9 protein-coding genes are annotated in these 15388 nt (G+C 39.3%); 6 read left to right on the forward strand and 3 right to left on the reverse strand.

Features of this window, described 5'->3' with window-relative positions:
- The first annotated feature begins 1 nt into the window (after nt 1).
- The gene (locus ACK1I8_RS03660) at nt 2-1270 is read left to right on the forward strand and encodes a glucose-1-phosphate adenylyltransferase (protein WP_412467991.1); all 1269 of its coding nucleotides are present in this window, start codon (nt 2-4) and stop codon (nt 1268-1270) included.
- 552 nt (nt 1271-1822) lie between these two features.
- Nucleotides 1823-3607 carry a glycoside hydrolase family 15 protein gene (locus tag ACK1I8_RS03665; RefSeq protein WP_412467992.1) on the forward strand — a complete coding sequence of 595 codons (1785 nt, stop codon included), beginning with the start codon at nt 1823-1825 and terminating at the stop codon, nt 3605-3607.
- Nucleotides 3608-3893: 286 nt separating this feature from the next.
- Here ACK1I8_RS03665 and ACK1I8_RS03670 read toward each other — a convergent pair whose 3' ends face one another.
- From ACK1I8_RS03670 to ACK1I8_RS03680, 3 genes are all read right to left on the reverse strand, one after another.
- On the reverse strand, nt 3894-6083 hold the full coding sequence (locus ACK1I8_RS03670) for a bifunctional alpha,alpha-trehalose-phosphate synthase (UDP-forming)/trehalose-phosphatase (protein WP_412467993.1): 2190 nt from the start codon (nt 6081-6083) through the stop codon (nt 3894-3896).
- An 84-nt stretch (nt 6084-6167) separates the two neighbouring features.
- The gene (locus tag ACK1I8_RS03675; protein WP_412467994.1) at nt 6168-7523 is read right to left on the reverse strand and encodes a sensor histidine kinase; all 1356 of its coding nucleotides are present in this window, start codon (nt 7521-7523) and stop codon (nt 6168-6170) included.
- 92 nt (nt 7524-7615) lie between these two features.
- Nucleotides 7616-8986 (reverse strand): sigma-54-dependent transcriptional regulator, encoded by a 1371-nt coding sequence (locus ACK1I8_RS03680; protein WP_412467995.1) that lies wholly within the window; start codon nt 8984-8986, stop codon nt 7616-7618.
- A gap of 238 nt (nt 8987-9224) precedes the next feature.
- On the opposite strand from ACK1I8_RS03680, the gene ACK1I8_RS03685 reads away from it, so the two are divergent.
- The 4 genes from ACK1I8_RS03685 to ACK1I8_RS03700 all read left to right on the forward strand — a co-directional run bounded on the left by ACK1I8_RS03685 (nt 9225) and on the right by ACK1I8_RS03700 (nt 15381).
- Nucleotides 9225-10469 carry an efflux RND transporter periplasmic adaptor subunit gene (locus tag ACK1I8_RS03685; protein ID WP_412467996.1) on the forward strand — a complete coding sequence of 415 codons (1245 nt, stop codon included), beginning with the start codon at nt 9225-9227 and terminating at the stop codon, nt 10467-10469.
- Between the two features lie 47 nt (nt 10470-10516).
- Entirely contained in the window at nt 10517-11968 is a 1452-nt protein-coding gene (locus ACK1I8_RS03690; protein WP_412467997.1) for a S41 family peptidase, read from the forward strand.
- 100 nt (nt 11969-12068) lie between these two features.
- A complete protein-coding gene (locus ACK1I8_RS03695) occupies nt 12069-12767 on the forward strand; it encodes an ABC transporter ATP-binding protein (protein WP_412467998.1) in 699 nt (232 codons plus the stop codon).
- Nucleotides 12768-13011: 244 nt separating this feature from the next.
- Nucleotides 13012-15381, forward strand: coding sequence for an FtsX-like permease family protein (locus tag ACK1I8_RS03700; RefSeq protein WP_412467999.1), 2370 nt, complete (start codon nt 13012-13014; stop codon nt 15379-15381).
- Nucleotides 15382-15388: the final 7 nt, after the last annotated feature.

The following is a 15388-nucleotide window of genomic DNA, read 5'->3' on the forward strand; positions in this document are numbered from 1 at the left end:
CATGACTGACAAAGTTTTAGGCGTTATCCTTGGCGGTGGCCAGGGCTCTAGATTATCGCCACTCACACAAACACGTTCTAAACCGGCAGTTCCGATAGCTGGTAAATACCGTTTGGTAGACATTCCGATCTCGAACTGTCTCAATTCAGGTATCCACCGCATGTTTGTGTTAACCCAGTTTAATTCGGCGTCCCTTAACAAACACATTAAAAATACCTATCATTTTAGTCACTTCAGTACTGCTTTTGTTGATATTCTGGCTGCTGAACAAACGGTACAAAACTCTGGTTGGTTCCAGGGTACAGCAGATGCTGTCCGTCAGTGTATGCATCACATTGTTTCGCATGAGTTTGATTATATTTTGATCCTTTCAGGCGACCAACTCTACCAGATGGATTTTAAAGATATGATCGAAAAACATATCGAAGCCGCTGCGGAAATTACTATTGCTACGATTCCGGTAACGGCAAAAGATGCAACCGATTTTGGTATTTTAAAGGCTGATGAGGAAAACATGATAACCTCTTTTATCGAAAAACCTAAAACCGGACTGGAGAACTGGGTTTCGGATACCGGCGAAGAAATGCAAGGCGAGGGACGTAATTTTCTGGCATCGATGGGTATCTATGTTTTTAACCGCGAATACCTGATCAACATTTTAAACGAGAACGAAGAAGAAAAGGATTTCGGTAAGGAAATTTTACCAAGGGCCATTACACAAAGCAGGGTTTTAAGTTATCAGTACGAAGGTTATTGGACTGATATCGGTAATATTTCATCTTTCTTTGAAGCCAATTTAGGCTTAACGGACGAAATACCTAAATTTAATATGTTTGATAGCAACCATGCTATTTTTACCAGGGCGAGGATGTTGCCGCCGTCTAAAATTTCGGGTACCACGCTGGATAAAACTATTATTGCCGAAGGCTGTATCATTCAGGCCAGCAAAGTGGAACATGCTGTTTTAGGGATCAGATCAAGAATTGGTAAGGATACCGTTATTACAAATGCCTATATAATGGGTAGTGATAGGTACCAAACGCTCGAAGAGATACAGGAGGAAACAAACAAAGGAAATTCATTGATCGGAATTGGAGACCGTTGTTTTATCAATAATGCCATTATCGATAAAAATTGTCGTATCGGTAACGATGTTAAAATTAATGGTGGCGACCATTTGGAAGATGGCGACTTTGAACTTTACGCTGTTAAAGATGGTATAGTTGTAATTAAAAAGGGCGCAGTAGTGCCAAGTGGCACAGTGATTTAATATATATTGTCATTCTGAGCGAAGCGAGGAATCTTTAAAGACCTTACAGGTTTCAAAAACCTTTAAGGTCTTTTTGTTTGTGATTTTGATGCGTAGTTTATGGTTAAGCCACTCGGGAGATTTTCATTTCCAACTTATTGGAAATCTTAAGACATTTGCATTAAAATCAGCTTCGCGGAGCACTTCGTGGTTTACGCATGCGCGAGATCCGATTGCTATCGGACGACGATCCTACCTGAAGACGCTGACAATCGTGGCGAAAAATCCTTTATAAATTCTGATTACAGACCTCCTTATTTATAAACCCTGCCTGCATCGGGCAAGTGATAAAGCGAAAAGCCCGGAGCGAGGAACGGGTGAGGACTTGAAGCGATAGCAGGACTGCCGGCCGCCATCAAAGCAAAAGCATACCTTTCCAAAAAAATAAACTTTCGCCAACAAAGGATCTTAATTTTTAAAATTTAAAAGGCCGGAAATCTAAAAAGTCTTTTTTAACCTTTCTACCCAACATTTTCCCCATAAGCTTGTTAGTAGATAAACAAAAAATAGTTTATGACCGAACAGCACCTTTATCAAACAGGAATTATAGGGAATTGCGCTTTCATTGCTCACGTAAATAAAAATACCGATATATCCTGGCTTTGCTGGCCACGCTTTGATAGCCCTTTTGTATTTGGCAGTTTATTGGATGAGAAAAAAGGGGGCGAATTTTCGATCTTACCCCAGGGAGAATTTACTTCGCATCAATATTATATCGAAAATACCAATGTCTTAAGGACGGAAATTACCGCTGAAGATGGGAAATATCGGATTACCGATTTTGCACCACGTTTTCATTTATATGATCGCTATTTTAAACCGCTGATGTTTATCAGGAAGATTGAACCTTTGCAAGGCAACCCACGCATTACCATTAAATGTGAGCCGGTTTGTGATTATGGAAAAGGTAAAATGAAGTCGAGCAGGGGCAGCAATCACATCGACTATTTGGGCTGTGATGAAAATATACGTTTAAGTACCAATGTATCGCTTACCTATATTTTTGACGAGAAAGCATTTGTACTAAATGAGCCTAAATACCTGGTGATGACTTATGGGCAAAATTTAGAAGCCCCTATAGTTAGTACAGCAGAAAACTTTTTAAGGGAAACGATTTCTTACTGGCGTTTATGGATTAAACATTCGTCAATAGCAGGTTTTTACCAGCCATTTGTAATCCGTTCGGCCCTCGTTTTAAAAATTCATCAATACGAAGATACAGGTGCCATTATAGCCGCAAGTACAACCAGTTTGCCAGAATCGCCAGGCAGCACACGAAACTGGGATTACCGTTATTGTTGGCTGCGCGATTCGCATTATGTGCTTACCTCATTAAACCATATTGGCCATTTTGAAGAAATGGAAAGGTACTTCAATTACCTTTCTGATATTTCGCGTGCTGAAGACGTACGTTACCAGCCTTTATATGGTATTGCAGGCGAAAGACAAATTACGGAGCGTACGCTTGATCATCTGGAAGGTTATAAAGGAGAACAGCCAATTAGGCTAGGAAACCAGGCATACGAGCATATTCAAAATGATATTTATGGACAGGTTTTAATTTCCATGTTACCACTTTATACCGACCATCGTTTTGTTTTTTCGGAACGTGGAGATTCGGTAAAGTGGATTGAAAGTGTACTTTCTAAAATTGAGCGTACCATTGACGAAAAAGATGCGGGAATATGGGAATTCAGAAACATTGCCAATGTACATTGTTATAGTAACCTTTTCCAATGGGCAGGCGCACAGGCTGCTCTAAAAATGGCCAAAACCATTGGCAATGAGGATTTCGAAAGGCGCGCGAAAGTGTTGATTGATAAGGCTTCGGCACATATAGAAGCCTGCTACGATCCGGAAAGAAAAGTGTATACCAATGCCGTGGGAAGCCCGCATTTAGATGCCAGCACCCTACAATTGATTATGATGAATTATCTCGATCCAGCCTCTGACCGGGCAAAGGACCATTTAATCGCTTTGGAAAAAGAACTGAAAACTGAGGATGGACTTTTTTATCGTTACTTACATGCTGATGATTTCGGCAAACCGAAAACAACCTTTTTAATCTGTGCTTTTTGGTATGTAGAAGCTTTAGCCTGTGTGGGCCGTACAGATGAAGCGATAAAAGAGTTTGAAAATATCATTAAATATTGTAACCACCTGCTGTTATTTAGCGAAGATGTTGACGCCAAAACAGGTAGCCAATGGGGTAACTTCCCTCAGGCTTATAGCCACGTAGGTTTAATGAATGCGGCTTACCGCATTGCCATTAAGCTGGATAGACCGATATTTTTATAAAAAGTAGATTAAACTTTGACCACTTTAATATGCAAAAAGCATATTAAGGTGGTTAAAGCTATTCTAAAAAAGCATGTCGCGAGCAGATTGTGGTGTTGGATTTCCGAAAAAAAATCATCTCCTTTTGAACGCAGTTAAATGCCCGCCTTGGCGGGCGGGGAAAACTCCATCTGAAAATATTGTTCCATTTGGTTGCACTCCGCTCCAAATGACAATTTATTTCGTAAGAAAAAGGTCTGTGAGGACACAGACCTTGGCATCATGATATTAATGGACGAGCTATTTATTAACCGCGTTCTACAAATTCTTCTTTCACCAAACTCCAAAGTAGCTTTCTTACCTCTTTAAAATCATTTAAGTAATATTTTGCTTCCGAAATGTTATTGCCAACTTTTATGGTAAAAGCATCATCTGGCAGTACTTTAAAAATGTCTTCATCGGTGTGGTCGTCGCCTAATGCCAGAATGAAATCAGGTTTTTTATCGTATAGCCAGTTTAAAGCAGCCTTTCCTTTATTAACTTCTATATTTTTAAACTCGATTACTTTATTCCCCGGCATTAATTGCAATCCTTTATCGGCAGCCAGGATTTTCATGTGGCTCACAATTTCATTGGCTCTTAAATCACCTAATCCCTCTTCTGCTTTCCGATAGTGCCACACTAATGAGTAGCTTTTTTCTTCAATGAACGATCCTGGGGTACGATCGGTATAGGTTTCTAATAAAGTCTTTATTTCCTGTTTCCATTGGTCGGTAAGCAGCGGCAGGCTGTTCCACTTATCTCCATACGATTTTTGCCATGCACCATGCTCAGCAATCAGGTCTACCTTTAAATGGCCAAACCATTGTTCCAGGGTTTCATGTCTCCTTCCGCTAATAATCACCACTTTGTTGGCATGATCGATGGTCAGGTTTTCTATTAAATCATAAAGTTCATCATCAGGAGAGGCATCATCAATGTTCCCGGTAAAGTCTACCAGGGTGCCGTCATAATCTAAAAATAAAACCCTATCGGTTGTTGTTGCATATTTAGCAGCAATGACTTCATTAATCGAGTTTACTGCATGTTTGGTTAATAACGATTTTTGAGAATCTTTCACTTCGTTTAATCTTAATATAAAATTGTTAACCCAATGTTTAACGTTAAATTTTTCTACTATAGCCCGCATGGCCTTCATGCGTAGCTGTTGTTCTTCCAAAGGCATTTTTAATGCAGTTACAATCGCTTCCATAATGTCGCCCATATTATTTGGATTAACAATTACGGCATCAGTTAATTCTTTGGAAGCGCCGGCCATTTCACTTAAAATCAGCACACCATCATTGTTGTTCCGGCTGGCCACATATTCTTTACTAACCAGGTTCATTCCGTCGCGCATAGGCGTTACCAGGCAGATGTCGGCAGTTGAATAAAGCGCAGAGAGTACTTCAATAGGGAAAGAGCGGTAAAAATAATTTACAGGAATCCAGTTCATAGAGCGGTACCTTGCATTTAAATTTCCAACGAATTGGTCAATCTGATCTCTCAACTCACTATATTGTGGTACGGTGTCTCTTGAAGGGACCACAATCATGAAAAGTTCGATTTTGCCGATATATTCAGGATGGTGCTGAAGGAGTAATTCCATAGCTTTCAACCGTTCGAGAATACCTTTGCTATAATCGAGCCGGTCTATAGAAAGGATCACTTTCATCTCTTCTTTTCCAGTCCTGAAATAATCAATTTCATTTTTTACTTTTTCTGTGGCAGGTAAGTCCGAATATTTATCAAAATCAATACCCATAGGGAAAGCTTCTACCACAATTTGCCTTTCGTGGCTATTAAGTACGTTCGATGATGAATTTACGGGAAGTAAACGTGTGGCTGTGCTGATAAAATGGCGGACATCATCATAGGTGTGAAAACCGATTAAATCGGAACCTATTAAGCCATTTAATAATTCTTCCCTCCAGGGGATTAACCTGAAAATTTCGTAGGATGGAAAAGGGATATGCTGAAAAAAACCGATGGTGGCATTTGGAAGTTTTTCTCTCAAAATACCAGGGAGAAGGAGCAATTGATAATCTTGAATCCAGATTTTATCTTTTCTGCCCAATACCTGCATGGCACTTTTTGCAAATTTCTCATTAACGGATTGGTAGCAATCCCAATAACTTTGTTCATAATGTGCATAGGTAACCAGATAATGAAATACAGGCCATAATACTTCATTTGAAAAACCTTCGTAGTATAAATTAATTTCGTTTTGGGTGAGGAAAACAGGATAGAGGTTTAGCCCGGCAAGTTTTTGTGTAACTTCTTCCTGACGTTCTTCCGGAACCTCAATTCCAGGCCATCCGATCCAGATGGAGTTGCCCGATTTGTACACGTCACCAAGGCCGGTAGCAAGGCCGCCCTCGCTGGGGATAAACGTGTATTCTTCGTTCTCTTCAATGATTTTAACGGGGAGTCTATTCGATATTATAACTGTCTTCATGCTCGTATTGAATGTATCTATATCTTTAAAAGCATATCAAAATGGTTTTGTTTGAATTTTTAGGTCAAAAAAACATTCAGATGATTAAACATAATTAAATACCAATGAAAAAGTTGTACCACTTTCAGGAGTAGAAATTACTTCAATACTGCCTTTGTGCATCTTCATAATGTTGCGGCTGATGGTTAATCCTATGCCCGATCCATTTTTCCTGGTGGTGTAAAATGGAACGAATATTTTTTCCAGATCAGTGGCAGCTATGCCTTTTCCATTATCGTTAACATCTATATACAGTTTGGTGTTTTCTAAACGGTAATTTACACTGATATAAGGCATTTCCTTATGTTCGACGGCATAAATACTGTTCGTAATCAGGTTAATTAATACCTGTTCTATTAACTTCAGATCCAACTGAATGGTGATTTTTGATGAAGTCTGTTCTACATCCAATACCACATTTTTAACTTTTGCAAATGGCTGCATCAGCACCTTAATGTGCTTTAATATTTCTCTGATGGTGTGCGGTTCAAGGTTTGGTGTAGGAAGTTCAGCAATCAAACGGTAATCTTTTACAAAATCCAACAAACCAGACGAGCGCCTTTGAATAGTATGTAACGCTGTTCGGAGGTCATCCATTTCATCCTCGTTTAAATTCTTTTTATCCGTTACCATTTTATTGATCGTATCCGATAATGAACTGATGGGCGTGATGGAATTTAAAATTTCGTGAGAAATAACACCAACTAACCTGTTCCAGGCTTCTGTTTCTTTTTGCTCAATTTCGTCTTTAATGTTCTGGAAACTAATGATGATATAGTTTTTTCCATACAGGTTTAAAGGAATTACCTCCGTAGATAACTGAATCAGTTTATCCTGGATTTTGAGTTCCAGAAACCGCTTTCCGCCAGTAGAAATCTGCTCTATTTCTGCCCCGAATATAGGAAGATGCTGTTTTAACCGGTGCCAGTATTTATAGGCAGGTACGCTTAAGAGGTTAGAAGCAGCCTGGTTGAAAAACACAATTTCATCCTCTTTTTCTGCTGTTGTATTGCTCACTACAATTACGCCAACAGGAACCTGCTCCAAAATGGTTTTGATGAGCTGAAACATGGCTTCCTGTTCCAGCCTGATCTGTTTATGTACCTGTAAAATATCACTGAACGATTCATACAGTTCAGGGAAACTCCCTTTAGTTACCTTATTTTTAAAGTTTAGGGTATGATCTCTTGTCTTTACAGCGAGAATGAAACGGTTAATATCCGACCGGATTTGATTAATGTAGTAATAAAGGGATATAATGGTACCCAGGAATATCAGTGCAATCCCGATGATCGTAAACCAGAGTTCAGTATTTTTGATCAGGTAGAACAGCAGGTAGCCCAGCAAATTGATGATTAGCAGGCGGAAGATTAAACGGAAGGTAAAGCGTTGGTAGAACATGTTTTTAAGGTTGAAGGTGGAGGCTTAAAAGGTTGAGGGTTTAAGATAGAATAAAACCTTCCACCTTCAACCCTCTTGCCTTCTAACATTTCTCAGATTCCAAATTTTTCTATTCTTCTATACAGTGCAGCGCGGGTCAAACCTAATTCTGCTGCGGCTTTTGATATGTTTCCTTTATGCTTGCCGATGGCTTTTTGCACCATCATCTTCTCCATTTCCTCCAGCGCCATTTCATCAGGCATAGCTTGATGCTGGGTGTAGCGCTGCGGGCTTAACTGTAAATCTTCCTCCGCAATATCAGCGCCATCACTCATGATAACAGCTCTTTCTAAAACATGCTGTAATTCACGTACATTACCCGGCCACTTATACTGTAAAAGTGCTTCTTGAGCCTTAACACTCAGTTTTTGTATATCTTTATGGTACTTTGAACTAAAAACCTGCATAAAGTGGTTGGCCAGCAGTAATATATCTGATCCGCGTTTACGCAAAGCGGGTAATAACAGCTCAACCGTATTGATCCGGAACAATAAATCCTGCCTGAAGGTGTTTTTTGCTACCATTTCGTTCAGCGGCATGTTGGTTGCTGTGATGAGACGTACATTTATTCTGCGTTCTTTACTTTCACCTAAACGGGTAACCGTACGGTTTTGTAAAACGCTCAATAATTTTGCCTGGAGCGGTAAGGATAAATTGCCAATCTCATCTAAAAAAATTGTCCCGCCATCCGCTAATTCAAAACGACCGGGTTTATCTTCCTTGGCATCTGTAAAGGCACCTTTCGCATAGCCAAATAATTCACTTTCAAACAAATTTTCGTTCAAAGCACCTAAATCAACATGCATGAACACCTGATTTTTCCTTTGTGAGTTTGCGTGTATCTCATAGGCGAAAACCTGTTTCCCCGTTCCATTCTCGCCCAGAATCAGGACATTGGCATCGGTAGGGGATACCTTTAAGAGGGTATGCTGTAACTGCTTTATCTCATCGGCCTGGCCAACAATATGCTCGAAACCTCTCGTCAGATCTTTTTGGAGCGATGAATGTATTTTTTCCAGCTTTTTTACCTTTTTGGTTGATTCGCGAAGTTTAGACGCCGATGAAATGGTAGCAAACAGTTTTTCATTTTCCCAGGGTTTAAGAATAAAATCAGTAGCTCCTTTTTTTATCGCTTTTACTGCAAGTTCTACGTTTCCGAAAGCAGTCATTAATATAACCACATAGTCTTTATCAATGGATAAAATATGTTCTAACCAATACAAGCCCTCTCTTCCATCGCTGGCACCTTTCTGGTAGTTCATGTCCAGCAAAATGATGTCAATTTCGTTTTTGCTTAATAAAACATTAATCTCTTTAGGCGATTTGCATGTGATAACCTGCTTTACCTGTTGTTTTAAAAACAAACGGGCACTTAGCAGGATATCATCATCATCATCAATAATTAAAACGGTGGCGTCTAACATAACTTAGCCTTATTCATTTATTATTTATTATTTTTCCTGTTTAGTCAATCCTTCTACGGGTTGATCAAGGGAATAGGCAAATTTAATAAAACTGTCCGCTCCCGCACATTTACTGTCCGATAACGAACATGTGAAAAATAAAATTATCATCTAGTGTCTGATAATCAGTATCTTAAAAATGTTTTAGGACTTTGGCACAGGCTTGGTTACTCAGGAAATCAAACAGTATAACCGAACAATGGACAAAAAGATTGAGAAGAAAAGATTTGGTACTAAAACATTATTGATTGCTGCAGGCACCATTGCTTTTGTAGCTGTTGTCATCTACGGCTACTCTTTATCTTTAAAGAAGACTTACCGCGCCGATGCCGAGAAGCTGACCATCAGCAAAGTAGAATACGGCGATTTTGAAGATGTGGTTTTGCTGAATGCCAGCGTGGTGCCTTTGACTTCTGTTATTGTGAGTTCATCAGAGGGTGGAACAGTTGCGGAGATCTTCACTGAAAATGGTGCATCTGTGGTAAAAGGTACGCCACTGCTGCGGATTGCAAATTCGAACGCCATGCTGGGTTATACCTCGCAACAAACGGCTGCTACCGAACAAATTAACCAATTGCGTAAATCGAGGTTAGATTTGGAGCAGAATCAACGAATTCTGAATCAGGATGTACTGGATGTAGAAAATAATTTACGTACCGCAACCCGCCAATACCGATTAGATAGTGCACTTTTCGCCAAAAAGGTAATTACGCTCCAGGAGTTTAACAAATCGAGCCAGGATTATGAATATTATCAAGGCAAATTGAAAATTGTACGGCAGGCCATAAAACAGGAAAACCAGAGTCGCAAAATGCAGCTTGCCCAAATCGACCAGTCAATGGGGCAGATGAACGAAAGTTTGGAAATGATTCGTAAGAATATTGAAAACATGACAATTAAGGCACCGGTTTCCGGCAAGTTGTCTTCTTACGATCCCGTAATCGGTAAATCCTATAACTCCAACGAAATGATTGGTAAAATTGATGTTTTACAGGGCTATAAACTTCAGGCTGGTGTGGATGAATACTACATTAACCGCGTAAAAGAGGGGCAGACCTCAACCTGTGAATTCAATGGAAAAACCTATAACCTTACGGTAAGCAAGGTGATTCCGGAAGTGACGTCCGGGCAATTTCAGGTAGAAATGGTTTTTAAAGGCGCTGCACCTGAAGGTTTGCGCCGTGGATTATCGTTGCAAACCAAATTGACTTTATCTGATAACAGCAAGTCATTGCTTCTTGCTCAGGGGCAGTTTTTTCAAAGTACAGGCGGCTCGTGGGTGTTTGTGGTAAACAACGGAAAAGCAATCAGGAAAAATGTTAAAATCGGGCGAAAAAACTACCTGTATTATGAAATACTGGATGGATTGAAGAAAGGTGATGAGGTAATTACTTCCTCATATGATCAGTTTAATCAATATGATGAGGTGGAGATTAATAAATAGTTTAAAAAGTAAATGATACACATACCATGATTTATAAGCGAAACCACATGATGTTGAAAATAAATTTGTTGTTGATAAGTTTGGTTTTTCCGACAACATTTGCACTTGCACAGCATTGTGACTGTAAAGTCAATTATGAATGGGTGAAGAAAACCTTTGAAGAAAATGATGCAGGATTTCAATATGCATTAAAATTAAAAGGCGCGCAGGCCTATGCGGACCATAATAAAAAGATTTTGAGTAAAGTACTGAAGGCCAAAACCTTAAACGAATGTACACCGATTTTATACGAATGGTTAAAATTTTTCCGTTCCGGGCACATCGGTATCCGGATTAATAACCAGGCGCAACAAGACAATCCCGTAAAATCAGATAAACAATTCCCCGATTGGGAAAGGTACCCTATTGAAACGGAAGAATTTAAAGCCTACTTAAACAGTAAGAAAACCACCGATTACGAAGGCATCTGGGAGACACCTCCGTATCAGATCGGTATCAAAAAAAACGGTGATCAGTATATTGGTTTCATCATCGCCTCAGGCGCATCGACCTGGACAAAGGGGCAGGTAAAACTAAAGTTCAGCATCAAGGATGACAGCGCAAAGGCGGTTTTTTATGTACGGGATCATTCGGCTTTAGATTTCGACAATGTGGTCTTAACTGGTAAAAACCATTTACAGATTGGAAATTTCAACCTGACAAAAATTTATCCGCAGCTGAAAGACGAACCCAAATATGTTCAGTATTTTAAATCAATAAGCGCTAACCAACCTTACCTGGAGCAATTAAACGAAACCACTTTATATTTGAGGATACCCTCGTTTGAAGGAAGTGTGAAAGGAAGTATAGACAGTGTACTACGTTTAAACAAAGAGAAAATACTGCACACGAAAAACCTCATTATCGACATCAGGTATAATGGAGGTGGAAGCGATAACGCTTACCAGAACATCATACCTTACCTGTATACCAATCCAATCCGAAGTGTCGGGGTTGAATACCTATCCACCAAATTAAACAATCAGCGGATGCTCGATTTTATAAATAAACCGGAATATGGATTTAGTGCTGAAGATAAAAAATGGGCAAAGAAAACCTATGATAAATTGGAAAATAAATTGGGGCAGTTTGTTAATCCGAATGAGTATGTCGCTTCCGAAATCAAAAAGGATACGATTTACCCATTTCCGCAAAATGTCGGGATCCTAATTAACGAGGCAAACGGTAGCACCGCCGAACAATTCCTGCTGGAGGCCAAGCAAAGTAAAAAGGTAAAGCTCTTCGGTGTAACCACATTTGGCGTGCTCGATATTTCCAACATGTATTTTGTCGATTCGCCTTGCAAGGAATTTCAGTTGGGCTATTCCCTTTCGAGGAGCCTGCGCATACCGGGCTTTACCATAGATGAAAAAGGCATCCAACCCGATTATTACCTGGACAAGGGAATTCCTGCTTCTGAATGGACGAATTATGTAAATAACATCCTGAACGAAAAATAGAGATAGCTACAGAAAATATATGAACCAAGGTAAAGCCATCTGGCGATACAATTATTAAAAGCCATTTGCAGTTCTGAACCTGGTAATAAATACAAGTATTATGATCAAAATCGAAAATCTACAGAAAGTTTATAAAACGGAAGAAGTAGAAACAACGGCACTTAACGGAATTAATCTTCATGTGAAGGAAGGGGAATTTGTATCCATCATGGGCCCTTCAGGCTGCGGAAAATCTACATTGTTAAATGTAATGGGTTTGTTGGATAAACCTGAAAGCGGAAGTTACAAGTTTATAGATACGGAGCTTTTAACCTTAAATGACAGGGAACGCTCAAATTTCCGGAAAAAAAACATGGGATTTGTTTTCCAGAATTTCAATTTGATCGATGAATTAACCGTTTTTGAAAACATTGAATTGCCATTGATTTACAATAAAATTCCCGGGGTTGAACGCAAAAAACTGGTCAACGAAATCATCGAAAGGATGAATATCGTAAACCGTAGCGGCCACTTTCCACAACAGCTTTCCGGTGGACAGCAGCAAAGGGTAGCCGTAGCACGGGCCCTGGTTACTAAACCAAAACTGGTTCTGGCCGATGAGCCGACCGGAAACCTGGACAGTTCGCACGGTAATGAAGTAATGGAATTGCTTTGCGAACTTAATGAAACGGGAACCACCATTGTAATGGTGACTCACTCGAGTCACGATGCCAGTTTCTCTAACCGGATTATTAACCTGAAAGACGGGCACGTGATATCAGAAAAAATAAATAAAAGTAGAAACGAGGAGCTGATATAAGGAGAGAAGGCTGAAGGTTTTAAGGTAGAAGGTGGAATTATGTCGGCCTTTAACCTGCCACCTTACCGCCTTCCACCTCTAAAAAAGATTTTAGTTTAGTTAATGATAGCCGCCCGATAATCTTCCTGGATGGGAAGATTAGGGATTGGCAACAATAAGGTAAAAGGCTTGAAGATAGCGCGCGTATGCTTTACGCGCTCAAACCTTCCAAACATTTTACCTTCCAACCTTCAACCTGAATAATATGTTCAAATTAAACCTGAAAATAGCTTTACGTAACCTTTGGAAAAACAAGGGTTTCTCGCTGATCAATATCGGCGGACTAGCCATTGGCCTTGCCAGTTGTATGGTTTTATTGCTTTATGTAGCTTATGAGTGGAGTTACGATAAACAATTCTCCAATCACGATAAAACTTATGTAGTTTATCAAAATATGAAGGCAAGTGGTAAAACTTTTAGCTGGGCATGGACCCCTAATGTGATGGCTAAAGAAGTGCAGGAAAAAATCCCCGGCGTTAAATATGCCGCTCACACCACCTACCCCGGAAAAAAATTAATAACTGTTGGCGATAACAAAATAAATAGTAGTGCCATATTTGCCGACCAAAATTTTATTAAAATACTGGATTATAAATTTCTTGAGGGCAATCGGGTTCAGGTTTTAAAAGATGTAAATACCATTATCCTCACCAAATCTTTTGCAAAAAAATTATTTGGAAATGAAGATCCTATTAATAAAATGGTAAAACTTGAAAATCAAGATGTACTAAAGGTTGAAGCCGTAATAGAAGATGTGCCTGCCAATAGCAGTTTGGCTTTTGAGTGTATTATGCCTTGGGCGCTGTTCGAAAAACGGGAAACCTGGGCAAAAGAGGGTAATTGGGGCAATAATATGTGCCTAACGCTTGTCCAATTACAGGATAACAGCTTTTTTGCCGCTGCAAATAATTTGATTCATGATATTTATAAACGTAATCAGAAAGATAACACGTCTGTAGCTTTGTTACACCCGTTAAACAAATGGCATCTGTACGATGAATTTGTTAATGGCAAATCGGTAGGAGGTAAAATAGATCAGCTTAGAATATTCTTATTGCTGGCTTTTTGCATCTTGTTGATTGCCTGTGTAAATTTTATGAACTTATCCACTGCACGCTCGGAACGCAGGGCAAAAGAGGTTGGTGTTCGTAAAGCAATAGGGTCAACACGCAAGGCTTTGATCAATCAGTTTTTTTTAGAATCCTTGCTCCTCACATTTATTGCTACAGTGTTAGCTTTTATCTTAATTGAAATTAGTTTACCGTATTTCAATCATTTGTTAGATATCAAGTTAACGATAGATTACCATAATGGCTTGTTTTGGTTAACCTTATTGGGATTAATGATTTTAACCGGATTGATTGCCGGCAGTTATCCGGCGCTTTATTTATCATCTTTCGAGCCTATTAAAGTTTTAAAAGGTTTTACCCTTAAAACAGATTCATCCGCTGCGGTGAGGAAAGTATTGGTGGTTGGCCAATTTGTTTTTGCTGCAGCACTAATTGTTTGTACGGCAGTTATTTATCAGCAACTAAATTATGTTAAAAACAAACCTATTGGTTATGATCAATCCAATTTAATTCAGATAGCTGTAGTGGGCAGCATGAGAGATGCTGCTAAATTAGAATTACTTAAAACACAACTGATCGCAGCTGGTGCAGTCACGAATGTGACTTCTTTTAGTACCGATTTCACGGAAGGCGGAGATAATACAACGGCAGTAAGTTGGGAGGGTAAAAATCCGAATGAGGATATTTCTTTTAACCATAGATCAATAGGATATGATTTTGTTGAAACTATTGGCACAAAGATGATAAGCGGCAGGGAGTTTTCGGTGAAATTTCCTCATGATACAACCAGCGTGTTGTTAAATGAAGCTGCTGTGAAAATGATGGGTTTAAAGAATCCGGTTGGTAAAGTGATTACCTTTTGGGGTAAAAAGCTAACAACAGTTGGGGTGGTCAAAGATTTTGTGGTAGAAAGTGCTTATCAAAGAGTAGCCCCGATGATTTTCAGGGCAAATACAAATGACGATGCCAGGGTACTTATAGCAAGGTTAAGTCCAAATCAAAATATCAGCTCATCTTTGGCTAAAATTGATGACCTGGTAAAACAAATGGAGCCAAATTATCCTGTAAACCGGAAATTTGTGAACGAATCATTTGAAGGAAAATTTAAAAATGAAAAATTATTAGGGACACTTTCAAACTGGTTTGGTGGTTTCGCTATTTTCATTTCTTGTTTGGGCTTATTGGGCCTGGCGCTTTTTATGGCCGAGCAACGCAAAAAGGAAATCAGTATCCGTAAGGTTTTAGGCGCCAGCACTGGCAATATCCTGGTATTGCTCAATAAAGATTTTATCAAGCTGGTGGCCATTGCCAATATGATTGCCTTTCCACTGGCTTATATCATCATCAATAAATGGCTCTCTGCTTTTGATTACCGTGTGGCTATCTCATTTATTCCCTTTTTACTGGCCATTGTCATCTCCATTTTAATTGCCGTTTTAACGGTCAGTTTACAGTCGGTAAAAGTGGCCAAGTCTAATCCTATTGATGCTTTAAAATACGAGTAAACCAATT

This window comes from Pedobacter sp. KLB.chiD (genome assembly GCF_047040275.1).
In the GTDB taxonomy this organism is placed as follows: domain Bacteria; phylum Bacteroidota; class Bacteroidia; order Sphingobacteriales; family Sphingobacteriaceae; genus Pedobacter.

Excerpts from the sequence above, each read along its gene's own strand:
- ACK1I8_RS03660 (WP_412467991.1), top strand. The coding sequence starts at position 2 with ATGACTGACAAAGTTTTAGGCGTTATCCTTGGCGGTGGCCAGGGCTCT.
- ACK1I8_RS03665 (WP_412467992.1), top strand. The coding sequence starts at position 1,823 with ATGACCGAACAGCACCTTTATCAAACAGGAATTATAGGGAATTGCGCT.
- ACK1I8_RS03670 (WP_412467993.1), bottom strand. The coding sequence starts at position 6,083 with ATGAAGACAGTTATAATATCGAATAGACTCCCCGTTAAAATCATTGAA.
- ACK1I8_RS03675 (WP_412467994.1), bottom strand. The coding sequence starts at position 7,523 with ATGTTCTACCAACGCTTTACCTTCCGTTTAATCTTCCGCCTGCTAATC.
- ACK1I8_RS03680 (WP_412467995.1), bottom strand. The coding sequence starts at position 8,986 with ATGTTAGACGCCACCGTTTTAATTATTGATGATGATGATGATATCCTG.
- ACK1I8_RS03685 (WP_412467996.1), top strand. The coding sequence starts at position 9,225 with ATGGACAAAAAGATTGAGAAGAAAAGATTTGGTACTAAAACATTATTG.
- ACK1I8_RS03690 (WP_412467997.1), top strand. The coding sequence starts at position 10,517 with ATGATGTTGAAAATAAATTTGTTGTTGATAAGTTTGGTTTTTCCGACA.
- ACK1I8_RS03695 (WP_412467998.1), top strand. The coding sequence starts at position 12,069 with ATGATCAAAATCGAAAATCTACAGAAAGTTTATAAAACGGAAGAAGTA.
- ACK1I8_RS03700 (WP_412467999.1), top strand. The coding sequence starts at position 13,012 with ATGTTCAAATTAAACCTGAAAATAGCTTTACGTAACCTTTGGAAAAAC.